22 protein-coding genes and 2 pseudogenes are annotated in these 25,542 nt (G+C 37.6%); 2 read left to right on the top strand and 22 right to left on the bottom strand.

The genetic code is table 11. The features are described 5' to 3' along the window. Positions 1–151 precede the first annotated feature (151 nt). The 8 genes from meaB to ACYQ73_RS22305 form a co-directional block, all read right to left on the bottom strand. Positions 152–1,249 (bottom strand): methylmalonyl Co-A mutase-associated GTPase MeaB, encoded by a 1,098-nt coding sequence (gene meaB / locus ACYQ73_RS22340; protein WP_460014461.1) that lies wholly within the window; start codon positions 1,247–1,249, stop codon positions 152–154. After that, the gene (scpA, locus tag ACYQ73_RS22335; protein WP_460014460.1) at positions 1,249–3,402 is read right to left on the bottom strand and encodes a methylmalonyl-CoA mutase; all 2,154 of its coding nucleotides are present in this window, start codon (positions 3,400–3,402) and stop codon (positions 1,249–1,251) included. Before scpA ends, meaB begins: the two co-directional genes overlap by 1 nt. Continuing rightward, positions 3,399–5,090 carry a methylmalonyl-CoA mutase family protein gene (locus tag ACYQ73_RS22330; protein ID WP_460014459.1) on the bottom strand — a complete coding sequence of 564 codons (1,692 nt, stop codon included), beginning with the start codon at positions 5,088–5,090 and terminating at the stop codon, positions 3,399–3,401. The genes scpA and ACYQ73_RS22330 overlap by 4 nt, the downstream gene beginning before the upstream one ends. A 132-nt stretch (positions 5,091–5,222) precedes the next feature. Further along, positions 5,223–6,566 carry a dihydrolipoamide acetyltransferase family protein gene (locus ACYQ73_RS22325; protein WP_460014458.1) on the bottom strand — a complete coding sequence of 448 codons (1,344 nt, stop codon included), beginning with the start codon at positions 6,564–6,566 and terminating at the stop codon, positions 5,223–5,225. A gap of 143 nt (positions 6,567–6,709) precedes the next feature. After that, entirely contained in the window at positions 6,710–7,693 is a 984-nt protein-coding gene (locus tag ACYQ73_RS22320) for an alpha-ketoacid dehydrogenase subunit beta (RefSeq protein WP_460014457.1), read from the bottom strand. Next, positions 7,693–8,709 (bottom strand): thiamine pyrophosphate-dependent dehydrogenase E1 component subunit alpha, encoded by a 1,017-nt coding sequence (locus tag ACYQ73_RS22315; protein ID WP_460014456.1) that lies wholly within the window; start codon positions 8,707–8,709, stop codon positions 7,693–7,695. Before ACYQ73_RS22315 ends, ACYQ73_RS22320 begins: the two co-directional genes overlap by 1 nt. Positions 8,710–8,755: 46 nt before the next feature. Continuing rightward, positions 8,756–10,183: a dihydrolipoyl dehydrogenase gene (gene lpdA, locus ACYQ73_RS22310; RefSeq protein WP_460014455.1), complete on the bottom strand. Its 1,428-nt coding sequence runs from the start codon at positions 10,181–10,183 to the stop codon at positions 8,756–8,758. 156 nt (positions 10,184–10,339) lie between these two features. Then, positions 10,340–11,434 (bottom strand): Leu/Phe/Val dehydrogenase, encoded by a 1,095-nt coding sequence (locus tag ACYQ73_RS22305; RefSeq protein WP_460014454.1) that lies wholly within the window; start codon positions 11,432–11,434, stop codon positions 10,340–10,342. Between the two features lie 497 nt (positions 11,435–11,931). Between ACYQ73_RS22305 and ACYQ73_RS22300 the strand changes: the two genes are divergently transcribed. Next, on the top strand, positions 11,932–12,168 hold the full coding sequence (locus ACYQ73_RS22300; protein WP_132356638.1) for a DUF2627 domain-containing protein: 237 nt from the start codon (positions 11,932–11,934) through the stop codon (positions 12,166–12,168). Positions 12,169–12,236: 68 nt separating this feature from the next. On the opposite strand, the gene ACYQ73_RS22295 is transcribed toward ACYQ73_RS22300, so the two are convergent. The 10 genes and pseudogenes from ACYQ73_RS22295 to ACYQ73_RS22250 all read right to left on the bottom strand — a co-directional run bounded on the left by ACYQ73_RS22295 (position 12,237) and on the right by ACYQ73_RS22250 (position 19,306). Then, positions 12,237–12,962, bottom strand: a complete 726-nt coding sequence (locus tag ACYQ73_RS22295; RefSeq protein WP_460014453.1) for a glycerophosphodiester phosphodiesterase — start codon at positions 12,960–12,962, stop codon at positions 12,237–12,239. Next, positions 12,955–14,526, bottom strand: coding sequence for a DUF342 domain-containing protein (locus ACYQ73_RS22290; protein WP_460014452.1), 1,572 nt, complete (start codon positions 14,524–14,526; stop codon positions 12,955–12,957). The genes ACYQ73_RS22295 and ACYQ73_RS22290 overlap by 8 nt, the downstream gene beginning before the upstream one ends. A gap of 384 nt (positions 14,527–14,910) precedes the next feature. Next, on the bottom strand, positions 14,911–15,105 hold the full coding sequence (locus tag ACYQ73_RS22285; protein ID WP_460014451.1) for a hypothetical protein: 195 nt from the start codon (positions 15,103–15,105) through the stop codon (positions 14,911–14,913). A gap of 241 nt (positions 15,106–15,346) precedes the next feature. After that, positions 15,347–15,730, bottom strand: a complete 384-nt coding sequence (locus tag ACYQ73_RS22280) for a PH domain-containing protein (RefSeq protein ID WP_460014450.1) — start codon at positions 15,728–15,730, stop codon at positions 15,347–15,349. Between the two features lie 355 nt (positions 15,731–16,085). Next, positions 16,086–16,169 (bottom strand): annotated as a pseudogene (locus ACYQ73_RS22275) (sporulation initiation factor Spo0A C-terminal domain-containing protein); the annotation flags it as partial. A 109-nt stretch (positions 16,170–16,278) separates the two neighbouring features. After that, positions 16,279–16,569, bottom strand: a pseudogene (locus tag ACYQ73_RS22270) (DnaA N-terminal domain-containing protein); the annotation flags it as partial. 396 nt (positions 16,570–16,965) lie between these two features. Then, on the bottom strand, positions 16,966–17,190 hold the full coding sequence (locus ACYQ73_RS22265) for a hypothetical protein (protein ID WP_460014449.1): 225 nt from the start codon (positions 17,188–17,190) through the stop codon (positions 16,966–16,968). A gap of 35 nt (positions 17,191–17,225) precedes the next feature. Further along, positions 17,226–17,582, bottom strand: a complete 357-nt coding sequence (locus ACYQ73_RS22260; protein ID WP_460014448.1) for a hypothetical protein — start codon at positions 17,580–17,582, stop codon at positions 17,226–17,228. Between the two features lie 404 nt (positions 17,583–17,986). After that, on the bottom strand, positions 17,987–18,838 hold the full coding sequence (locus tag ACYQ73_RS22255) for a phosphotransferase enzyme family protein (RefSeq protein WP_460014447.1): 852 nt from the start codon (positions 18,836–18,838) through the stop codon (positions 17,987–17,989). 213 nt (positions 18,839–19,051) lie between these two features. Beyond that, positions 19,052–19,306 carry a hypothetical protein gene (locus tag ACYQ73_RS22250; protein WP_460014446.1) on the bottom strand — a complete coding sequence of 85 codons (255 nt, stop codon included), beginning with the start codon at positions 19,304–19,306 and terminating at the stop codon, positions 19,052–19,054. Positions 19,307–19,822: 516 nt separating this feature from the next. Here ACYQ73_RS22250 and ACYQ73_RS22245 point away from each other — a divergent pair. Further along, the gene (locus tag ACYQ73_RS22245) at positions 19,823–20,518 is read left to right on the top strand and encodes a VC0807 family protein (protein ID WP_460014445.1); all 696 of its coding nucleotides are present in this window, start codon (positions 19,823–19,825) and stop codon (positions 20,516–20,518) included. Between the two features lie 892 nt (positions 20,519–21,410). On the opposite strand, the gene ACYQ73_RS22240 is transcribed toward ACYQ73_RS22245, so the two are convergent. From ACYQ73_RS22240 to ACYQ73_RS22225, 4 genes are all read right to left on the bottom strand, one after another. Then, positions 21,411–21,578, bottom strand: a complete 168-nt coding sequence (locus ACYQ73_RS22240; protein WP_460014444.1) for a hypothetical protein — start codon at positions 21,576–21,578, stop codon at positions 21,411–21,413. A gap of 279 nt (positions 21,579–21,857) precedes the next feature. Further along, entirely contained in the window at positions 21,858–22,040 is a 183-nt protein-coding gene (locus ACYQ73_RS22235) for a hypothetical protein (protein ID WP_460014443.1), read from the bottom strand. A 1,368-nt stretch (positions 22,041–23,408) separates the two neighbouring features. Further along, positions 23,409–24,200, bottom strand: a complete 792-nt coding sequence (gene spo0A, locus ACYQ73_RS22230) for a sporulation transcription factor Spo0A (RefSeq protein WP_053483724.1) — start codon at positions 24,198–24,200, stop codon at positions 23,409–23,411. A gap of 340 nt (positions 24,201–24,540) precedes the next feature. Then, complete coding sequence (locus ACYQ73_RS22225; RefSeq protein WP_460014442.1) at positions 24,541–25,488, bottom strand: SpoIVB peptidase S55 domain-containing protein; 948 nt, start codon at positions 25,486–25,488, stop codon at positions 24,541–24,543. Positions 25,489–25,542: the final 54 nt, after the last annotated feature.

Here is a 25,542-nt window from a genome sequence, read left to right as displayed (position 1 = left end):
ATCAAGCCCGGCATAATTACGTCCGGAAACTTTCACTTCTTTCATCTGAAAGAAGTGAAACTTACTAGCTTTAGATAGTCGACGCACATACATCTCCTATCATAGCAGTTAGTGACGAATTTGTGCACCTAGTTGCTCATATAAAGGTTCATTATTTCTGTGATTGTTCATCGCTAAACAAACGATCTACACCTTGTGTAACTGTCAACTGTCCATTTAAAATTTGACGTTCTAAAAGTTGTACCTGTGCTTTACGTTCTGGATTACCATAAAACATATCGATTAAATGGTCGGTAATCATCGATTGGAACCAATCTCTCGTCTGATTTTGGCGTCTGATTGACCAGTAATTATTTGCCTCAACGATTTGTCTGAACTCCCCTATTGTACTCCAGACTTTGTCGAGACCACGTTTTTCCCATGAGCTTACCGGCATTGCTGTGGACATCCACCCTGGGGTTGCAGGCTGTAAGAAATGTAGAATTTGCTTATACTCAGATACCGTTTTTTTAGCTAGACGAACATTATCACCATCAGCCTTATGAACAACAATGGCATCCGCTAACTCCATAATGCCCTTTTTCATGCCTTGTAGCTCGTCCCCGGCACCTGTTAAAACTAACAGCAAGAAGAAATCAACCATACCGCGGACATACGTTTCACTTTGTCCAACTCCGACTGTTTCTATTAAAATGACATCGTAGCCAGCCGCTTCACAAATAAGCATCGTCTCACGTGTCTTTTTATGAACACCCCCTAGGGTACCAGCTGATGGAGAGGGGCGAACAAATGCATTAGGCTTTTTCACGAGCTCCTCCATTCGAGTTTTATCGCCTAATATACTTCCTCCCGATAAAGAAGAGCTTGGATCAATCGCAAGGACTGCCACTTTCTTCCCCATCTCACAAAGCATCGTTCCGAAAGCCTCAATAAACGAACTCTTTCCCGCACCAGGAACGCCTGTGATCCCAATACGAACACTATTTCCTGTATGCGGTAGAAGCTCTTGTAAGAGTTCTTGTGCTTGCACTTTATGTGTTGCATTTGAACTTTCAATGAGTGTAATAGCTTTTGACAAGTGTGTACGAGAGCTTGCACGTACTTCTCGTGCAAGCTCCTGTATGTTTACATTGTCTGCTTTTTTCTTTCGGAATTTTTTCGGTGTACCATATTGCATTCCGTCGTGAGTTGCCTCTACGCCGTCCATAACAAATAGCGCACTTTCAGGCATTCCTTTGTTTTTGTCCATTATTCAGACACTTCCTCATAACCTAAACGTTTATAAATCTCTTCAATAATCTTTTGCGCCGATACAGGAATAACTGTACCAGGTCCAAAAATCGCTACTGCGCCAGCTTCATAAAGGAATTCATAATCTTGTGCTGGAATAACGCCTCCAACAATAATAATGATATCTTCTCGGCCTAGTTTTTCTAACTCTGCTACTAATTCAGGAACTAGCGTTTTATGACCAGCAGCTAATGAAGATACACCAATGACATGAACATCGTTTTCCACAGCCATTTGAGCTGCTTCAGCAGGTGTCATAAATAGTGGTGAAATATCTACGTCAAAGCCTAAGTCAGCATACCCAGTTGCCACAACCTTCGCACCACGGTCATGTCCATCTTGTCCCATTTTCGCTACTAAAATACGTGGGCGACGCCCTTCGTTTTCAAGGAATTCCTCTGTCATTTGTTTCATTTCAGCAATTTGCTCTTCATCTGAGAAGTTTGCTGAGTAAACGCCAGAGATTGAACGAATTACTGCCTTATGGCGACCTGAAACAACTTCGATTGCATCAGAAATTTCACCTAAAGAAGCACGAACACGCGCCGCATCGACAGCTATTGCTAATAAGTTTTCTTCACCATCTTGCGCCGCTTTCGTTAATCGAGCTAGATGTTTTTGTACTTCTGCTTCATCACGAGCTGCTTTCATTGCTTCTAAACGTTCAATTTGCTTTTGACGAACTAATGTATTATCAATATCAAGAATGTCGATAGGTTCTTCTTTTTCTAAACGATATTTGTTTACACCAACGATCGTTTCTGTTTTAGAGTCGATTTTCGCTTGACGTTTTGCCGCAGCTTCCTCTACTTTCATTTTCGGAAGACCTGTTTCGATCGCTTTTGCCATACCGCCAAGTTCTTCGATTTCTTCAATTAATGTCCACGCAGATTTTGTAATTTCATCTGTTAATTTCTCCACATAGTACGAACCGCCCCACGGATCAATGACCTTCGTCATCGCCGTTTCTTCTTGTAGGAACAGCTGTGTATTACGTGCAATACGTGCAGAGAAATCAGTTGGTAGAGCAATCGCTTCGTCGAGTGCATTTGTATGCAGAGATTGCGTATGCCCCATTGAAGATGCATTAGCTTCAATTAATGTACGTGCCACATTGTTAAATGGATCTTGCTCTGTTAAAGACCAACCAGATGTTTGTGAGTGTGTACGAAGTGCTAATGTCTTAGGGTTTTTCGGATTAAATGTTGACATCATTTGCGCCCAAATTCGGCGTGCAGCACGCATTTTTGCAACTTCCATGTAATAGTTCATACCGATTGCCCAGAAGAATGATAAACGCGGTGCAAAGGCATCAATATCGATTCCAGCTTTTAGCCCTGTACGCACATATTCAAGACCATCTGCTAGTGTATAAGCAAGCTCGATGTCATTTGTTGCTCCCGCTTCTTGAATATGGTAACCAGAGATCGAAATGGAGTTAAATTTCGGCATATATTTCGCTGTATATTCAAAAATGTCTGCAATAATTTTCATCGACATTGCTGGTGGATAAATATATGTGTTACGAACCATGTATTCTTTTAAAATATCGTTTTGAATCGTACCCGCTAATTGCTCTGGTGTAACGCCTTGCTCTTCAGCAGCAACGATATAGAATGCAAGAACTGGTAATACAGCACCATTCATTGTCATAGAAACTGACATTTGATCCAAAGGAATTTGGTCAAATAAAATTTTCATATCTTCTACAGAGTCAATCGCTACTCCAGCTTTACCAACATCCCCCGTTACACGTGGATGATCTGAGTCATAGCCACGGTGAGTGGCTAAGTCAAAAGCAACGGAAAGACCTTTTTGACCCATTGCTAGATTACGTTTGTAGAATGCATTTGATTCTTCAGCTGTTGAGAAACCAGCATATTGGCGAACAGTCCAAGGACGAGCTACATACATAGTAGGGTATGGACCGCGTGTGTTTGGCGCAATACCAGCTACATCATTTAAATGTTTTGCCTCTTTAATATCTTCTTTAGTGTATACATCTTTTATTTCGATCCCTTCATTTGTCATGAATTTTTCTTCTGACGCTTGAGGAGCTTCTGCTGCTAAAACTTTTTCGATTTCAACCGCACTAAAATTTGGCTTGCTCATCGTTGGACCTCCTTCATGCTAGCGAACACTGAGTTTAATTTTTCGATGATGTTCTGTCCTGCGAAAATAAAGCCGTTTAAGCCATTTGCTAACCAAGCTTCTTCTTCGTCTTTAAATTTACCTGCAACGTCAACAATTACGTTTGCTGGTTTGCCAGCTAAAATGGCTGGTACTAATTCTTTTGTATCGTCATCATTACCTGCAATGACCACGTATGTTGCTTCTGTAGCGTTTAACCAAGCTAATGCTTCTTCAGCTGCAGCAATTGGTTCACTTTTTTCTGGTACTAGACCTACCGTATTTAAGAAACCTGATACGAAATCAGCACGTGGTTTTGAACTTTTTAGTGTACCTAATGCTAAGATTCCTGTTTTCACATTTGCTGCTGTCATTCCCGCACGTAATTGCTCAAAAGGTTTAGCCATGCGTTTAATTTCTGCAAACGCTGGGTTTGTTGCGCTTTCAAGCACATCTGCTGGATTGGCATAAATATTTGTACCGATCAATGATTGCTTACGCGTTTGTACTGCTTTGATACGAGCTTGATAGGATTTTTCTAGTTCCTGCGCAAGCTTTCCAGATGCAGTATAAGCATCGATGCCTCCAGCCGCTTCAATTTCTAAGAATAATGCCCAAGCTTCTTTCACAAAATCTGCTGTTAATGACTCAATAAAGTAAGAGCCACCAGCTGGGTCTATAACTTTTAAAACATTTGTTTCTTCTTTTAAGATTAACGATACATTACGTGCAATACGAACCGATTGATCGGTTGGTTTCGTTATTGCATCATGAGGGTGAACTGTAAAGACATCCGCACCACCAATTAAGCCAGAAAGAGCTTCATTCGCAGAACGTAATAAGTTTACATAAACATCCAGCTTTGAGAAGCTTCTTAACGATGTTTCGGCGATAGTTGGAACTTTTACGCAATTAGATACTCCATAAGCGGATGAGAGCGCTTTCCAAAGTACTTTAAAAGCACGGAGTTTTGCAATCTCTGTAAAGAACTGTGTATCCACTGCAAAGAATACATAAAATTTCTTCGCGAACGCATCAAAGCTTTCTTCTTGATTTGCGTATTTTGCGGCTAATGCTAGTGCATATGCTAACTCTTGCACAGCATTTGCTCCTTCATTATGATAAGCCGTCGTGTCCGCACCGACTGAGCGCACGCTCGGGTATTCATTTAAAGAGATCGGGTCTTTCGATACGATGAAACCTTTTACAGTTTCTCGCTGATTAACTGCTATTTTGTCGAACACTGCTAATAATGGGTCATTTGAATTTTCAACCGTAATTTTAAACGAATATTCAGAGAAATAAGTCGCTAATTGTGCCAATACTTCTTCAGTCCATTCAAATTTCATACGGCTATCAATTGTTACTACTTCATTGCCTCGAGCTAAGCTATCATCAAGCTGCGCAAAAAATGCCTCGCTTGTATCAGCATATATTTGCTGTGCCACTCGAAATGCTTCGTTATTTTGTAGGGAACGGATTGTAGCAACTTGTTTATCAAGTTCTTCACCAAGTTTTGCTACTAAACTTTCTTGGGTGTAAAGAGGTTCTAATGTAATACCTTCACTCGTTTTCGTTAAAAGAGACTCGAATGGTTTCCCTTTTAAAGCCTTGATTGCTGCATCTTGCCATTCTGAATAGGACGGCTTTTCAAATTCAATATTTTTCATGTTGTTTGACATGCGGACGCTTAATCAGCTTCCCCCCTTAGTAGTTTCTATTTGTTATTCTACATGACAAATTGCGACTCGAAAAGGAAAAAAAAATCGGAAACCGTTATATAACAGGTTTCCGAGGAGTCATCAGTAGACTGACGTTGAAGATTTATTTGTATTTTCGAGTATTTCTTTTACTCTATTTAGGAATTTACCACAGACAAGTCCATCAAGAACGCGATGATCTAAAGATAAACATAAATTCACAATATCTCGTGCAGCGAAGATTCCGCCAGGTAAAACAACCGGTTTTTTTACAATACTTTCCACTTGAAGAATGGCCGCTTGCGGGTAATTAATGATGCCCATCGACTGTACAGAGCCGAATGCACCCGTATTATTAACCGTAAATGTACCACCTTGTATATCATCCATCGATAGTTTTCCGGCACGAACTTTCACTGCAAGCTCATGAATTTCCTTGGCAATTCCTTTAATTGATTTTTCATCAGCGTGTTTTATAACAGGAACAAATAGTGCATCATCTGTTGCGACCGCAATGGAAATATTTATGTCATGCTTTTGAATAATTTTGTCTTCTGCCCACATGGAATTCATCATCGGGAATTCCTTTAGAGCTTGAGCAACTGCTTTTACGAAGAAAGCAAAATACGTAATATTAAAGCCTTCTTTTTGCTTAAACCCTGTCTTGATGTCATCACGATATGCTACTAAATCTGTAACATCTACTTCCATCATCATCCATGCATGTGGCACTTCATGAACGCTCCGTACCATATTATTGGCGATAGCACGGCGCACCTTCGTTACTGGTATTTCAATATCGCCTGCTTGAATTGGTTGTACAGATTTGACTGGTTTAGAATTCTCCTGTGATGTAAATGCTGCAACAGGTGCTGACTGTGGAACGGCTATATCGACAGCAGGCGGTGCTTCCTCCATAGCAGTTGGCACATTTCCTACTTCAATCAGTTTCATAAGATCTTTTCTTGTAATACGTCCCCCTTCACCTGTACCCGTGATTTGATCAAGAGCAATTTCATACTCTTGCGCAAGTCGAAGAACAGCTGGTGAATAACGCACTTTATCTTGTCGAACTGTTTTTTGCGTTGCTCTTGTAGCTGTAGTTGGCTGCTGAGTCTCCTGTTTCTTTTGTACACCTGCATTTAAAATTGCCGTACTAACCGCTGATTTTTTCGGAGGAGGAGGAGGAGGTAACTCACTGTCACCTGTTATTTCAACGGAACAAACGACTGCACCAACTGGTAACGTTTGCCCTTCCTCTGCAAGTAGTTCTGTAATGACTCCTTCAAAAGAAGACGGGATTTCTGCATTTACTTTATCTGTTACAACTTCTGCTAATGGATCATATTTTTTTACCGTATCACCTGGCTTAACAAGCCATTTTTCAATCGTACCTTCTGTTACACTTTCACCGAGCTGTGGCATTGTAATATTTTGAATAGCCATTATCTATTCCTCCCATCAATTATGCCTAGGTGTAATTATCTCTATCGAATTACTATCATCTGTTGATCCGTCCGTGATTAATATTTCTTTTCACTCGTTGAAAAAACTCCCAATACACCTATTCAGAAATAGGCTCTTCTATATTAGAATGCTGCAAGTTCTCGCATCGCACGCTCTACTTTATCAGGGTTGATCATAAAATATTTTTCCATCGTTGGTGCATACGGCATAGCTGGAACATCTGGTCCTGCAAGTCGCTGAATTGGTGCATCGAGCTCAAATAAACAATGCTCTGCAATAATTGCTGCAACCTCACTCATAATACTACCTTCTTTATTATCCTCTGTAACAAGTAAAACTTTACCTGTTTTACTGGCTGCCTCAATGATTGCTTCTTTATCAAGTGGATATACCGTGCGTAGGTCAAGAATATGCACTGAAATACCATCTGCTGCTAGGCGCTCTGCCGCCTGTAATGCAAAATGGACAGCTAAACCATACGTAATGACAGTAACATCTTCCCCTTCACGCTTAACATCTGCCTTACCAATCGGCAATGTATAATCGTCTACAGGGACTTCACCTTTAATGAGTCGATATGCACGCTTATGCTCAAAAAACAGTACTGGATCCTCATCACGGATTGCTGCTTTTAGCAAGCCTTTTGCATCATACGGTGTTGATGGTATAACAATTTTCAAGCCTGGTGTTCCGGCAAAAAGTGCCTCTACAGACTGCGAATGATAAAGCGCTCCGTGAATACCGCCACCAAATGGTGCGCGTATAACCATTGGGCAAGACCAGTCATTATTTGAACGATAGCGGATTTTTGCTGCTTCAGAAACAATTTGATTAACGGCAGGCATGATGAAATCAGCGAATTGCATCTCGGCAATCGGGCGCATCCCATACATCGCAGCACCAATACCAACACCTGCAATCGCACTCTCAGCAAGAGGCGTGTCAAGTACACGATGTTCACCAAATTGCTCGTATAGACCCGCTGTTGCTTTGAAAACCCCACCTTTGCGACCAACGTCCTCTCCTAAAATGAAAACACGCTCATCACGTTCCATCTCTTCCTTCATCGCTAATGTAATCGCATCAATATAAGACATCACTGCCATTACACATCACCCCCGTCCACTGGTGCATACACGTATTTCAAAGCATGCTCTGGCGTTGCATACGGAGCAGCTTCTGCATAATCTGTTGCTTCATTCACCTCTGCCATGACACGTTCTTCTATTTCAGCACGTAGTTTTTCTGTCATAACTCCTGCATCCGTTAGGTACTTTTCAAACAACAGAATTGGATCCTTTGCCTTTCCTTCTGCTATATCCTCTGCAGTTCGATATTGACGATCATCATCATCCGAAGAGTGAGCCGTTAAGCGATACGTCACTGTTTCAATTAAACTTGGACCTTCACCATTACGTGCGCGATCAGCTGCTTCTTTCACAACTTTATAGACTTGTAACGGACATTTTCCATCAACAGTAACACCCGGCATACCATAGCCAATACCACGATCTGATACTTTTGCACAGCCTAATTGACGTTCTACAGGCACAGAGATTGCATATTGATTATTTTCAACCATTATAATTACTGGCAGCTTATGCACTCCTGCGAAGTTCGCACCTTCATGGAAATCCCCTTGGTTAGAAGAGCCTTCACCAAGCGTAACAAAAGTAATAAAATCTTCTTTTTGTAGACGACCTGCTAGAGCTACTCCCACCGCGTGTGGAACTTGTGTAGTAACTGGCGAAGAGCCTGTTAGAATACGATTTTTCTTATGTCCAAAGTGACCTGGCATTTGACGCCCACCCGAGTTTGGATCCTCTGCTTTAGCAAATGCGGATAACATCAATTCTCTTGGTGTCATGCCCAAATGTAAAACAACTCCCATATCTCGATAATAAGGTGCAATATAATCTCTATTATGATCAAGAGCAAAGGCTGCCCCTACTTGTGCTGCCTCCTGTCCCTGACAAGAAATAACAAATGGAATTTTACCAGAACGGTTTAATAACCACATACGTTCATCTAGTCTTCTCGCCATTAACATCGTTTCGAACATTGCAAGTACATCTTCTTTTGATAAACCTAAATCCTCATGCTTAATTTGAACACCTTGCATACGAACACCCCTTCCCGACGTTTCACTTTCGCTACCAAAAGAGAAATTAAAAATGAATTGCGCGATTTTCCACTGCTAACGCTGATTCCGCTAGTACCTCATTTAGTGACGGATGTGGATGAATGGCCTGACTAATTTCCCAAGGCGTTGCATCCAATAATTTAGCAAGTGATGCTTCTCCAATTAAATCTGTCACATGTGGTCCTACCATATGAATACCTAAAATATCATTCGTTTCTTCATCGGCAATCATTTTCACAAAGCCATCTGTCTCTCCATTAACTAGCGCTTTTCCAATCGCCTTGAATGGAAACTTACCGACTTTTAATGAATAACCTCGCTCTCGAGCAGCCCTCTCTGTTAAACCAATACTTGCAACCTCAGGGTAAGAATAAACGCATTTTGGTATATTTAGAACATCAAGCGTCTCTGTTTTCCCCATCGCAATATGCTCAATCGCAGATACCCCTTCATGTGAAGCAACATGAGCTAATTGTAAGCCACCGATAACATCCCCTATGGCATACATATGTGATTCCTTCGTTTGATACGAATCATTGACTTTGATAAACCCATTTTCAACTTCTATATCAGTATTTTCTAATCCAATACCTTGTGTATTTGCCTCACGTCCAACACAAAGCAATACTTTATCAGCCTCAAATAATTCATCCTTATCATCGACTTTCGCAGAAATGAAAACGTTATCATTTTCAATTTTAAAGGTCTCCGCAACTAAGCGGGCGTTAGTCACAATGCGGACGCCTCTTTTTTCAAGTTGCTTTGTTACTTCTTTTACAATGTCCGTATCCTCGGCAGGTAAAATGGATGGCCCATATTCAATGACCGTTACGTAAACCCCAAAATCACAAAGCATAGAGGCCCATTCAATTCCAATTACTCCCCCGCCAACAATTAATAAAGACTTTGGCAGATTTTCCATTTCCAGTGCATGATCAGAGTTCATCACATATTTACCATCAACCGTTAGTCCGGCCATTCCTCTTGGCTTTGATCCGGTGGCAATGACCACATTTGTTGGAACTAGCATTTCATTTTCATCGCCATTATTCATTTCAACTGAAATAGTGCCAGGCATTGGTGAGAAAATGGAAGGTCCTAAAATTCGCCCTGTCCCCTGATAAACGTCTATTTTGCCCTTTTTCATCAGTGTATTCACACCTTGGCCCAATTGCTCAACAATCGCTTGCTTTCTTGCCTGCACTTTGTCGAATTGTAATGTAACACCTTCAATATCAACACCGTATTCAGCAGCTGTTTTATTTGCCATACGATACACTTCTGCACTTCTAAGTAAAGCCTTACTCGGTATACAGCCTTTATGCAAGCATGTTCCACCTAGGCGCTCACGTTCAACAATAGCTGTTTTTAAGCCCAGCTGTGCAGCTCGAATTGCTGCAACATAGCCACCTGTACCTCCGCCTAAAATGACAACATCATAATTTTGAGCCATATGGATTCCCCCTTATGAAAAAAATGCTAAAGCATCTTGTTCCTTTGGTACGTAAGATAAATGATCTGTCCTTGCAGTTTTAATTCATTTAAACTATTAAGCTACTATAAAGTTAGAAGAAGTCGACAATGCGACTTCTTTAAACTTAAACGGTATTTAACGACCGTGTAAAATATTTTTTTCATTTTTTAAGAATTGGCTACGAGACTTCGATACTCGAGCGATACGTTCTTCTGCTAAACGATTAGCTGCAACATATGTCGGTATACCATCACGTTTAGAAATCTCGAAGATTTTTTCGATACTATCATAAATGCCTTCAACACGCTTCATCGCACGCTCACGGTTATATCCATATAATTCATCAGCTACATTTATTACTCCACCTGCATTAATCACATAATCAGGTGCGTACACTATCCCTAATTCATGTAAATAATCGCCATGGCGAGAATCTTGTAGCTGGTTATTAGCAGAACCTGCGACAACCTTTGCTTTTAGTTGCGGAATCGTTTCATCATTTATAATCGCTCCTAATGCACAAGGTGAGAAAATATCAACTTCCTGTGAATAGATTTCCTCTGGTGCCACAGCAGTCGCACCAAAATCATTGACAACTCGATCAATTGCCGCTTGATTAATATCTGTAACAACAAGTTTTGCACCTTCATTATGTAAATATTCGCAAAGCTTGTAGGCTACATTGCCCAGACCTTGTACAGAAATAGTACGCCCCTCTAGTGAATCCGATCCAAAAGCTTCTTTTGCCGATGCTTTTATACCACGGTATACCCCGTAAGCAGTTACTGGAGAAGGGTTTCCTGATGAACCAAAAGCCGGAGATATTCCCGTTACATAATTTGTTTCCTCATGCATTAAGTCCATATCTGTCACTGTTGTACCAACGTCTTCTGCCGTAATATAGCGACCATTAAGCCCTTGGATGAAACGTCCTAGTGCACGGAACATTTCTTCATTTTTATCTTTAAATGGGTCACCGATAATAACCGTTTTTCCTCCGCCTAGGTTTAAACCAGCTGCAGCATTTTTATAAGTCATCCCTCGTGCTAAACGTAATGCATCCTCGATCGCATTTTCTTCCGATGCATATGTCCACATACGTGCCCCGCCTAGTGCTGGCCCAAGTGTTGTGTCATGGATAGCGATAATCGCTTTTAACCCTGATGCTTCATCTTGGCAAAATACCAATTGTTCATAATCATACTTTTCCATATACTTGAAGATTTCCATGAAAACTCGCCCCTTTGCTTTAGAAAGTGCATCCCCAAATGCTCATTCCATTTCAGTATAATAAGTGTATCAATTATGCCTCGGCATAATTGCGTCTGGAATCGGCTTTGTGCCTAGGCCTGCTCGACGCAGGTCAGTTAGCCGTTATCACATGGATGCGATGATTTTAGGCTAACATCCTATATTGAATTCCTTTCCGATTCCGTGACATCCGCCGGAGGCTTTAAATTCTTACAGCTGGTATTTGGACACCAGCTGAAAGAATTTAAAATTGTTTAACAATGGATAATATTGCTCCATTTATTTTTACAATACTCACAATTTCACAATTTATCAACTATTATTACACTTTCTTGTTTAAGTAAGAATTTTCTAAACATTCAGTTACAACTAATCTATTATAACTTTACTAGTTGTTGGGTACATCAGTTACATAGCTTCCTTGACATTCCATTATCCACAGGTACAATTAAAATTAGGAATAAGGGGGGACATGCATGGCTCGTTTAGCTGCATTTATTGTAATGCTTATTCCAGGTCTTATGGCTGCAGGTGGCATTAAATTTATGCGTGATACATTATTTGGTAAGCTCATCTCACCTTTCCCATTTTTATGGCTACAATTCGTCGTTGGCATTATTCTTTTTGTTATAGGCTTTGGCTTTTTCGCAGGATTCTTACTCCACCGCGATCGAAAAAATGGAAAAGTGGCTCCGCGCTTCCAAAAAAAATAAAAATAGCTATCCTTTTAAGTCCAAAAGACTTATTGGATAGCTATTTTTATCTTCATTCAGCAGAATGATTAATGTTGCTGTTTCGCAATTACTTTATCAGGAAAATCAGTAATCCAACCTATTACAGAAGGATGCGGATTCAATAAAAATGTTTCATCCCCATCAATTGCATAAAAACGACATGCTTTTTTACTCGCTACACAGGCCTCTAAATATCTTGGTTTATAATACCTTTTATGCATATGAACACTGTCAATGGCTTTATAATCACTAAGCAAATCCCATTTTAATTTTTTAGTTGCTATAAGTGCTGTTTCATAGTCCGGCTTATATTGTTTCACAATCTCCAGAAGCTCATAGTGAAACGATGAAAAATGACTGCCAACTGGCAAAGTAAGCCCATGAAGCATTTGTATAAGTGCGCTTTTATTATCAAGGATAGTAGATTTTAATTCGATATTAAGGGGTAGCTGTTGTGAATTTGCCCAAGTTAAAACTACATCAAACGTCGGGATTTTATAAGTTGAAAATAATCGCCTCCAGGGCTTCCCAAGTTTAAAGCTTACTAGCTCCTCTATCGTACATTCGTTCACATGCTTATTGATGCCAACCAATCTTGACAGCTGTGGATCATGATAGACAACAGGTATACCTTCTTTTGAAAGCTGGATATCTAATTCAATCCCATCTGCCCCTAGCTCTAAAGCCTTTTCAAAAGCCTTCAAAGTATTTTCAAGTGTATACGCTGAAGCCCCACGATGTGCAAATACAGGAATGAACGATTCCCTAGACATTTAACTCACCATATTCAATAAGAAATTTACCATTTGTCATCTTACTTAATAAGGAAGATTTTTTGCCAATTTGAATATAGGTACCAGGATGAGCTTCCTTCGTCACAATAATTTCTTCTTTTCCAGCATGACGCATTTCATCCATTATTAGCTTTACATCACGATCAATTGTCACTGCATCCGCTTTCAATTTTGTTAAGCTTTGTTTTGTTTCCTCAAATGTTGCTATTTGTTCCTTTGACATTTGGTTAAGGAAAGGCAGTAAGCTTTTAATTTTCCCTTCGTGCTCAGAGATTTCTGATTGCAGCGACTTAAGCTGTGCAGCCCTCTCTTGCATAATAGCGTATCTTTCCTGTTTATTTACGCTTTCAATGATTAAGTCCGTTCGACGCTCTAAACGATTTCCTGAGATGGCAGTAACGATTGTATTTTTAGCTACTGCACGGCCCCCAATAATTTTCCCTTTTCGTTCGTCCACAAAAATTGAATGCGCAGAGAGCTGTGATCCTAATGAATAAAATCCTATATGAATGCTGTCAGCTGCAACTAGATTTGCTTCATTGACATGCTTAACGAAAATATTACCGCCTGCCTCTACAATAGTTGAGCCTAAACCAAAAATCCCTCCACGAATATAAACGTCACCTTCAATGGATTTAATAAGTTTGGCACCGCTTACACCTTCAGCACCCTCGATGGAAATATCTCCAGTAGCAATGACTATATAGCCTGATGTAACTGTTCCTTTAATGCTTAAAGAACCATTAAATTCGAGATTCCCTGTTTCAACGCCAACGTCTCCATTAATCGGTAAATGTCTATTAACACCGATCATGCCTTTGACATCTTCTAATACACCAGCTATTTTAGAACGGATGACAGTTTTCCCATCCTCTTCCACTTCATAAGCTGATTTTTTATCGTATCGTATAGGAAAATCACGACCTGGTACAGCAGCCATAATTTCACCTAGTACATTTTTTCCTGGTTTACCTAATGTCGCAGGGATTTTTTCACCTAGCCAAGAACCTTCTGAAATTTCAGAAATAAAATTCATGTCATAATAATCAGCTTTCCCATCTTCGCGAATTACTGGCTTTCTCTCTGGTTTAGGTAAGTATGTAATTTGTGCATCTGTTCCTGCTACAGGTGGTGTTCCTTGTGCAATTAAAAATGCTTTTCCTGGATCAATTTTAGAAATATCAAAATCTAATATTCCATGAACAATTCCTTCGCTCTCGATTGTTTCCAGAATTTGCTGAGTTAATTTCTCTTTATTCTTTAGTATATAATCGTGTGTTTCATATACAAATATAGAGGCAGACATTTTATCTCGTGCAATTTCTGCTTCAACATTTGGAAGCCAGCGTCCAATTTCAACAGGGCTTGTGCTTTCTGTTGCTAAGACATTTTTTAATATTGAAAAATTTGACAATTTAAGTCGGGGATGACTACGTAAAATACTATCAAATTCTTTTAATGGATAACCGGCACTGTATGTAAGCATATAGACCTTACCATTTTCTTCGGTTATTTCGAATTTATCATTTCGAACTAGAATCAAGTTACTTCCTCCTTCCCTCTAACTGTAAGTATATACAATCTATTTACATTTGTTTAGAGACAATTGTCACTACCAAGAAAGATTTTACCCATACTTTGTAAGTAATGCATTCATATATCCTTTTAATTTTTATAACAAAATTAGTCTATTTGTACTACTAAAAGGTATGTTTTTACTCAAATATAAAAATTCCCCTTCATGAATTGAATAAATCTCACTGTTAATAATCAGGAAATTCACAAAATCTTTAATAAATTGAAATAATACATAATGTATCTGTCTTAATTTTCATAAACATACATTAGGCCTTCAATACTAAGTGAATATATCTTGTAAACCATTTATCAACTACTAATATAGGCTTCGAATAGAGTTGAAATATGGCTACAAGTCATTCTCTAAAATAGCCTCAATGCGAATATGAGCGCCGAGCTGATCGAAATTTTGGAGCTGTTCACGTGTCATATAGTACACACTAATGCTTCCATTAATCCCAAGCCACACCTCAAATAAATTTTCTTCTATCTGCGTTATTTCTAACGAGTTATTTTCGTCAAGCTGTAAGTTTACACTTTTCATATGTTATCACCCCATATAATTATATACGTTCAAGCAAAGATAAACGACCAACAGTATTGTTGACCGATCAACTATGCCTCGGCATAATTGCGTCTGGAATCGGCTTTGTGCTTAGGCCTGCAAATGTTTTTTGCGCGAAAGCGTAGTGCTAACGTAGCGACAGCAGCAAATGTTGGTCTCTCAGTCATATGTTGTTGCTGACGCTTCGCTTTCGCTACACAAATGGTGAAAGAAGGTAATATTATACCTTTCCTAATACATATTCCGCTAGCACACTTTGAATTTTATAAATGTTAGTTGATTTATTAAAGTTTTTCTGAATCGGTAATTCACTACCTGAAACCCAAATTTTCAACTCTGCATCTAAATCAAACGTTCCCGCAGTTTCAACTGAAAAATGAAGAATACTCTTATATGGAATTGAATGATATTGCGTTTTCTTCCCAGTTACTCCTTGTTTATCGATTAAGATAAGTCTTTTATCCGTAAAAATAAAAGTGTCTCTTATAATTTTATAGGCATGCTTAATTGTTTCATGAGGTGTTAATAAATCTTTAACTTCTTCCCGTAATTTTTCTAGATTTACTTCACTTGCATTACCTATTATCCCATCAAATAAGCCCATTTTAATTCCTCCTCCAAATGTCCATCCTTCATTTAAAATATGAGATTATTTTTCCATACATTCAATACGCTGCAGTTAATCTTTAAAACTGAGTGCATTAGCATAAAACGTCAGGTTAGGCGAATTAAAAAAGTAAGCACTTTTAGATTTTTACAGAACAGTCCAACATATACGTTTAATTTCGATTTTTAGACATTAAAAATACGCCCTCTCAAACAGTGGGCGCAAACTGTCTAAAAAGGCGTTATTTAGCTACTTATTTAAATTAGATTTACCGGTCAATCTCCAAACGCTACAGCTTCGATAGACCGATTAGTACGCTATCATGTCGATGCGAATCTTGTCCGCGATTTTAAATGATGACCGTATAACCAAACATCGACAAAATCGATTCATAATTGCCACGATTCCATGCGACTTCAATGGCGTGACGAATCGCACAAACCTTGGGATAAATTGACTTTCATAGAATTGAGAAAACCATAATTAGTTACTATAATTTTAGTAATCCTTAAGTTATTCAGTGCCCACTGCTTTTTTACTTAGTTAATCCGCGCCGGCAGATCGAAATCGTCTGAATCGTGTTTTTTTTGAACAACAAACTCAATAAGCAAATCTTCGCCTGTAAGCGCCCCTACTATACCTGTAATCAAATGACTATAATGATTCTCAAGCCAATCTCGAGCAAACGAATTTGGCGCAGCAATCGCCACAGTTGAACTACTACCATTGTAAGACAGTAACTTTGTAGACTTAAACCACGTTTCGAAGCTTGGTTTAGAAATTTTTTGTTTAACTTGAGCCAGGACATTATTCCATAATTCTTCTAAATGTTCCAAACTACTAATCTCCTGTACTGTGCTCTTTAAATAAAGAATCTCATCTGGCATTTGGCCTTCGTCAGCTTTTTGCTTTATAGGTTCTTCAAACATTTTTTGGCTGTTAATAACCATATTTTTCTTTCCGAGTTCTTTGACTAAGAAATAAAAGTTCTTTTCCACGTTATCAAAACGTTTGTCCACTTTGTCAAAGCGTTGATTCATGTCTTGCTTCATTTCAGCCATTTCGGCTTTCAATTCTTGTAGCATTTCGATTATTGTTTTTTCAGTCTCGTTTGTCATTTTGACTACTCCTTAATTTATGTATGATACCCTATTATTTCTCATCAATTATTCCTCGGCATAATTGCGTCCGAATCAGCTTTGTCTAGGCTCTTTATTTAACTAAAGCCTCTGTTAGTTGAATAAGTAAATCTGTTTTGCGTAGGAATCCCAATCTTTATGATCAGTATTTATTTCAATTGTAGGAATGATTGAATTTTCAGCTTGACTCCTATACTCTTGTTGTTCTAATAATATTTCACACGCTAATTTCATTTCTTCCATGGTTTTCCCTTCCCATTCATTGAGATTTCTACTACTTATTCTTTGCTCTAAATTCTCCGGTGATACAGTTAACAAAGTACATCTTGCTCCCATTTCAAATAACTGGGCTTCTAATTTCTTGATTTTTCTGATATTGAACGAGAAAATGCTACTCGATGATTTAAATGAAACCTTTCCAATATAAAGAATAAGCCTTTTGAACGTTGGGTTTGTCCAATTCCTCTTGCCCAATTATTTAACATTTTCAGCATCGTGACTCTTTCCCTTAAGACTTGTAAGTGTTCATCTCGACTTAAGGACTTTAATTCACCATTTACTTTGTGTAATACTTGCGAATAATGCTCACTGAGAACTACGACACTACGTTCGGCATCATCACTTGCGTGAAGTTGTTTCAACGCTTTTAAGACTGATGTTTTTCCAGCATTCGAGTAGCCTTCTAAGATTATCCCTCTAAAATTACTCATTTTTTTCCCCTAATTAATGTTATTTTTATCTAAATAAGTTCTGTAGAATTATTTACGCTTGTTCAACTAAACTGCGCCGTTAGTAATAGAAGTGACTGCTCTAGTTAAGCAATCAACCCTATTAGCTTAATACGAAGGTGAATAAAATTCTTTCCGTATCAGTGTCAATTACATACCTCAACATCAAGGTAATTAAACAAAATTATGAAATCTACAACACGTAATGGCAAGGTCTCTATTTTCAGTGTCTAATTCTTTTGCTTGTATATATTTTTGCTTTAACTGTTGTTCGTTTACCCTTAAATAACCGTCGATTTCAATAATTAATATTATCACGACTGAATGCTATGGTTCCCCGCAACATGATTAAATGCGTTTTTTTCTTAACTCAGGACAAAGAACTTCTAGAAGGTTCTAATATATTTAATAATTTTATAAAAATAAAGAATGTGCTCTTTAGTTGATTGAATATCGACTTTCAATAAACTTAAAATTCCTTTAACATACCAAAGTTCTAACGTTTGGTAGAACTCATTCAAATTAACTGAAACTGCATATTCTGCTAAAAATACTTGAGTGTATGTATCAAATGCCTCTAAATTCTGAGGTAAATATGACGCAAAAATGGCTACTAAATCAAAATATCTAGGTCCTTTCCGTGCCTCACTAAAATCGATGAAGCAAACATTTCGTTCTGTAGTTAATAAAATATTCCATGCACCTAAATCGCCATGAATCCAATTCGTCTGATTATGATCCAACACTTTTAATTTTTCAATTGATGGGCAAAGTTCATCATATATTTTTGGGAAGTTTTCATGTAAAAGTTCTTTTGTATCTATCCATAATCCATCTAATGCGAAACGATTATGACGCGCTGGTTCATAATGAAAATCCCTTAAATATTGTTGTAACATCTGATAAATATTTAAAACCTTCTGTAAAGGTGCTTTTTCATTTACTGAAGGTACGTAAACCTGTATTTGAAATAAACTCTTATCTATTTGAGTAAATGGCTCATCAAACTTTGAAGTTAAAATTTCACTCACAATGTTTTTATTTTTTGTTCTAATATGTTGTATAAGTTTGTACTCAAAGTAAGCCTGCTCTTTCGAATCAACGGATTTCAAAATATATTTTTTTGAAGTATTTGTATGCAATAAATAGGTTGAAGCTGTTTTTCCATTAGTCAATAGAGTTTTATTTGTAATTGTAGGTATACCGAATTCCTTTACTATTTCTAAAAAATAATCCATAATTTATCACTCCTCTTCGCAAATAAAAGTTTAGAATACAAAAAGCCACGAAAGCTTATTTAACAGTAGTTCGTAGCCATTCAAATGCACATTATCTATACGTTTTTTATAAACCGCACTTACTTATGATACAGTTCACCGAAACTAATATTAAATTCGTTATAAAAATGGAATTCCTTATTGGACTAGCCTGCCCCGTTAGCTGAATAAAGATTATCCATTAATTTTATAGAGGAAAACTTTTAAGATGTTACTACTTTGTTCCTTCTCTATCCCTTCATCTTCGTCACTAACCTCTTCAAATGGAAAGCCATCATGATAAGGAAAACTTAGAAATTCTTCAATGATTCGTTCGAGGTTATCAATAATTTCAATTTCACAACCGAACGGTAGCTTAAAATCATAATCTAATATTAAATTGAATCTTAATTGTGCAGCCTGCCGATCGAACCATACATAAAAAAGCATATCCAGTTGATTAGTAGATATTTTAATTTGTCTACGTATGTTGGAAATAACCTTACCAAAAAATCCACAAAATCCTTAACTCTCAACTGTGCACCTAATTCATTGCTAATAGAACTTTCCCACGTGTTGTTTGCTATTTCTCGATCTATGTCATCTTCACAATCTCCAATAAATAAAGGGTCAACCACAATCTCTTCAAGGTCTTGGAAAAATTTAATTTTATTCATATTGGCTCATTGTCTAAATAACTTTAATAAATTCTATTTTAGTATGATGCTATTAAAAATAATATATAAAATCATCTTCTTCTATAGATTTCTTAGTTGAGAGATGATTCCCCATTGGATATTTATGTTAATATCATAATAACAGCTGTGAAGAAATGCCTTAAACAAACGATGTATTTTAGTTTTTAAAAAATGTCTTAGCTTGTTGAACATTTAGAAAAAATTATGTAGTTTAAACCTCTACAAGTATATAGGATACAAAGCTGAAGAGAGAGAGATGGGGGGGAATATGGTGAAAAAAAAACAATCAAACAAAAAGCTTATTTTATTAGATTTGATTTTTTATGCAGCATTACCATATATTATATGGAATTTTGGTAGGGAACCATTTGGTGATTACTTATCAATGCTGATTTCAACTATTCCGGGAATTGTTTATACCATTTACCGTTTTATTTTAAATAAGCAGTTTAACATAACAGGTTTATTCATTTTAGGGTCATTAGCACTAGGCACGACGGTGGATCTCCTATCAGGGTCAGCAGAGCAAATGATTTGGAATGGTGTATATTTTAGTCTTTTTTATTCATTTTTTTATATTGTTGCACTAGTGATTAAGCGTCCTTTTTCTTTATACTTTGCTGTTGATTTTGCATATTTACAAGGTTATGAACGGAAGGTCAGTAGAGCATTATTTTATCAAAAAGGAATCTTTAAATGGTTTCAATTTATTCAAGTTATCTTCATTATCAGAGGACTTTTTATGGCAGGTTTAACCGTATTCCTGCTTAAAAACTTTAGGATTGATAGCTATGGTGAAATGTTGATATATAAGCAAATCTTAGGTTGGATTTTCTCAGGTTTAATTATGGGGATGTTCTTTTATATAAATATCCCCGTACAGAATTTTTTCGCTAAGCAGCAAAGGCAATTACAAGACAAAAATAATATAACTAGCCAACAATCAAACGTGATCGTTGAATAGTCCTCCTTTTCTTTTCAACCTAACGACTGCCTTTGGGTAGATAATTTGTATTTCGACCAAACTATGTCACACCAAGGAAACTATCGGGACAATGCGCCACAAGAATCATTTTTGGGCATTTTTAAGCTGAAACAAATATCGAGAAAAACATTAAAAACGAGAAATTAAAAGTTATATGATGTATTACAATCATTATCAGGGGCAATGGCATTAAAAAAATGCTACCGCCCGCAAAATACAGACAGCAGCTTCAACATGTTGCCTAGCTTTTTTAAAAATAGCCTTTACAAAGGGTATCTCCGATGAACTCGTATAGTTTACGCCCCCCCGAGAGTTATCCCTACAAGCGTTGGAGAGTGGGTATTGTGAATACTCGCTCTTATTTCGTTGCTTTAAATCTTAATATTTTGCCTTTATCAAGCTATTTATTACGCTTAATTGATATCATGCTGTGATTTGCCTTCTACAAGCCTAATAACCTCTCTTTTTTAATTCTTTATATAATTCACCCATTCTGCTGTTCAATCGATTATAACCCCTTCAGAACATCTAAATTGTTTAGTGGACTGTGCCTCTAGATATGTGCGGTTATTTCTACACTTGTATGACCCAACAATCGAGAAAGTGTCGCTAAATCACCACCATTGATCAAATAGTGTTTGGTAAAGCTATTTCACAGTAAATGCGGTGAAATTTCTAAGCGGCTCTAATCCCTCTACTTCCACCTTCGTTCCATGTTTTCTTTGACAGCTTTTATATCGTAGGGAATCGAATATAAATCAACATAATATTTCATTAACTGCGCTTTAAATAGATATGTCAAAACGTATACACTAGTAAAAGTTGCGAAGATTGAAGGTGGAAACGCATAAATCAAGTATTTGTCACGGTGTTAAAAAAGCGTTCCTGCTTGTGCCAGTAACTTGATACGGTCGAATACTCCATACTCATATTCAACTTTACTTGCAGTCCAAACGACCTTGTTGTTCTCCATTTTTACTAATCCTTTATCGAGTAGAAGTCGCATTTCAGACGGTGAAACGCCAACTTTGTCTATCACGCTTATAACCTCGTCCAAAATCAACGTGTAATTATTCTCACGCAACAAGTTTCGCAGCTCATCGTCAGCCATTACAAAATGAATGTGCGTTGCTACGATGTCGACCCGTTACCAAACTAATCACACGATCGACTTCGGCTAAGAAATGCGTAACATAAATGAAACGCTCCAACGGACTTGCACCACTTATGTAGGCAATAGCATAAGTCGTCTTACCTGCTCCCATCACCGAGTCAATTACCGTTAGGTTTTATTCCGTAAAAATTGTCCAATTCCCTCTTAAGTTGCGTTCATAATAAGTTCCATCTCTGATGCTGCGTAAATTACGTTGTTGGCCGTTAAAGGTTCGCCCATGAATACGTATAAGGCGCCTTCACCTTCGCTGTAATATACGTCTGTTTTACGCCCAGTCCGTTCGAGTAGTTTGCGTTGGATATTAACGATACCTGCTGCGATTTCCATTCCGTTCAACCCTCCTTATTCCGTTTGACCTAGCGTCGAAACGCTTTAGGGATAAATACGTCGACTTGCGATATAAAACCGTTTTTAGCCACGTTTATAAAGGCAAATAAAGGCGTTATGCTTCCTTATTCCTTATACCCGAGCTTAATCCCGTTTTCGGACAAGATATCCGCAAAAACATTTAAATATTTTCTTCGATGGATCCACGCTATCTTAACATTGATATAGCCGTTTTAAGCCGTTTAGGATAAATACTATTACTTGCGTACCATGGCGGTCATTTAAAGGCAAATCGATGTATTGTTAGTTTGTTCGTCAAGGCTCACTTCTGAAAAATCTTCCGCATTCCACTATCTAGTCAGGTTAGTGCAAGAAGGAATAATAGAAAATATAACGTTTAATTAAGTTTAGAAAATTAAATAATTGGAAGTGGTCATCTAAAATGCAAGAAATATTAAAAAGTTTTATGAACGATCGCTGGTGGTTGATTTCAACAAGTATGTCAGAATCCTTAACTAAAAAGTTAGAGAAAAAACTTTCACTAAAACACATTCTCTACGGAAAATAAGCTGTAGCAGTGGCTAGAAGAAAAGATAATGATGATGTTATTTTTTGGATTAAAATAAATATGCTGTAGTTCATTTAACATATTCAAAAGAAACTTCAAGTGATTTCCTTATTACATTACTATTTACATTGAGTAAGTTAGAAGAATACTGTAAGACTGTTTCAAAATTTCATTCATCAAACGGAGGATATTAGTTAAAACTTAATCCAATAATTCTCCTATTCTAGCCCCAATATCGAAGTTTAATCGCGCAATTACCCAGTCGAGGTACAGATCGAATTTCGAAACGTCGAAAGAACGGAAAAACTGTTTTAGTTCATCTTCGAGCACAACTTTGATTTTTCGCTCCGGTTTAACATTCTTTAAATCTTTCAAAGGATTGCAGCGGATAAGTTGTTCTAAATACAAATGCGAATAGCATGCTTTTATGTTACCTATATAATTAGCTATTGTCGTTTTATTAACTGGCTTGCCAAAATAGCTACGCCATTCCGGGTATTTTACAGGCGTTTCATCAGCACTTACCTCGAACTTCCCTCTTTCTTCGATTGAAGTTTTCCAAGAGTTTAAGTGTCTTATGATCTAAACATTTTATGCGAGAGACCTTTTGAGGAAAATCCAAATAACGGTTAATTTCAGTTAAAAATGGGCTTATAGACATAAAAAATACGCCCCCTCAAACAGTCGGCGTAAACTGTCTAAAAAGGCGTTATAAAAAACGTAGTATAATTGCTATAAATAATAAGTTTATCGGTCATTCTCCGTTAAGCCTGTCGTCCCAAACGTAGTCACATCAACGTTTAACTCGCCATCATGTCGATGCGAATCTTGTCTGCAATCATGGCGATGAATTCGCTATTTGTCGGCTTCGACTTTAAATGATGTACCGTATAACCAAACATCGACGAAATCGATTCATAATTGCCACGGTTCCACGCGACTTCAATGGCATGACGAATCGCACGTTCAACTCGTGATGGCGTTGTATTGAATTTTTTAGCAATTTCTGGATATAAAATTTTCGTCACAGAGCCTAATAACTCGATATCTTCGAACACCATCTGAATAGCTTCTCGCAAATAAGAGTAACCTTTAATATGAGCAGGAACGCCGATTTCTTTAATAATGGCTGTAATCGTGCTATCTAATTGATGTTGATTTAATTTTTGAGGTGCCGCTGGTTGTAAAACACTTGTCTTTTTAGGAAGTGTAGCCTTCTGTCCAGCACAATGTAAGATCTTTTGAACCAATTGATCAAATTCAAATGGCTTTAGCATGAAATAGGATGCACCTAAGTCTACAGCCTGTTTCATCACGTCTTCTTGGCCAAAAGCAGTTAACATTATAACTTGAATGGATGACATTCGTTCATTTTGATACATCGACTCTAAAACAGCTAACCCATCAAGATGCGGCATGATTATATCTAGAAGTAAAATATCCGGTGTGAATTCCTCTAGCATTTGTAAACATACTTTCCCATTTGAAGCAGTTGCAATTATTTCAATTTCAGGATGCCCTTGGAAATACTGCTCCATCGTTTTTAATAACTCACGATTATCATCTGCAATCGCTACTTTAACCTTTGTCATTTAAATTCCTCCTTTTGAACTGTGCTTTGAATTACCCCAAAGCGTCACCTATCCCCTAATGCAATTTTTGCACACTTTGGAATTTTCGACATTTTTGTTTTAAAAACCTTTTCAATTTCCAAAAATGAGTATGTAGTCCGATACTTTCTTTTTATATCGACAAGTTATGATAAATACATGCAAAGCTCCGAATACTTATATCATTTATTTTAGTGAAAAAATGGAGATAAAACTACAGTTTTTTTAAAGTGTCGCTAATCGCTTCATAAATAAACGAAATACTTGATGAACAAGATATTTTCATGAAAGAATGGAGCTACCTTTTGGGTAGCTCCTTCGTTTAAGATGATTTTTTTAACATTTCTGATACTGTAAGCGCTGCTCCCTTTTTTGGCTCCTCCACAAACATATGTGTAACCGCACCTACAAAACGACCGTCTTGAATGATAGGACTGCCACTCATCCCCTGCAAAATACCACCGGTTTTTTCAATGAGCTTTTTGTCAGTTACTATGAATTCAAGGCGTTCATTTTCAACCTTGGTAATTTCAATTGAAAAAGTTTCCACCTTACTGCCCTCAATCGCCGTGTAGATTTCAGCCTTCCCTGTTTTTATATCCTTTTCATGCATAATTTCAATTGCTTTAGGCAAACTTTGTTGATAACCGTCTTCCCAACGGCCAAAAATTCCATAAACTGTATTTTTGTCTATACTCCCTAATCGATCACGATGTTTTTCAATGGAGGATATTTTATAACCAGGTTGACCGGGTATGCTTTTACGAATTTGTTGAATCGAAGCTAAAAAAATGGAGCCAGCATGGAAAATAGGGGCTTCTTGTAACGTTGAATCAACGATTTGGTGGCCTAATGCACCGTAATTTTTTGTCTCTGGATCAATGTATGTCAATGTTCCTACTCCATCTGTTTCATCTTTTAGAAAGGAAATAACATGTTCTGCTTCTTGCTCCTGTAAATCAAGTGTCACTTCTTTTCCTTCACTTTTTATCGTCCATTTCTGTTGTCCTTGCCGAGCAACAGCTTTTTTGGCATCTACAAGCGTTTTTACTGTAATATCATTTATTTTTTCAATTACAGCGCCTCCTTTCATCCACTGATTGGAAGCTAACAGCACATCATGTGCTACAAATACATGTGATAGCTGAAGTTGAATACCAATTGCTTCGCCCATCGGTATTAGCTTTTTTGCGGCAAAAGCCTTTACTGGCATGAATAATAAAACAATGAGCATAGGCAAAATGACAAATTGACGCCAACGACGATACATACGACACCTCCTTTTTATTTTTGTCTTTTTACTATGTGTTTTTGTGGCGTTCTT

It is taken from the genome of Lysinibacillus sp. CTST325, from assembly GCF_054665055.1.
The sequence above is the reverse complement of the archived record's forward strand: the minus strand, read 5'-3'. Positions and strand labels throughout refer to the sequence as shown.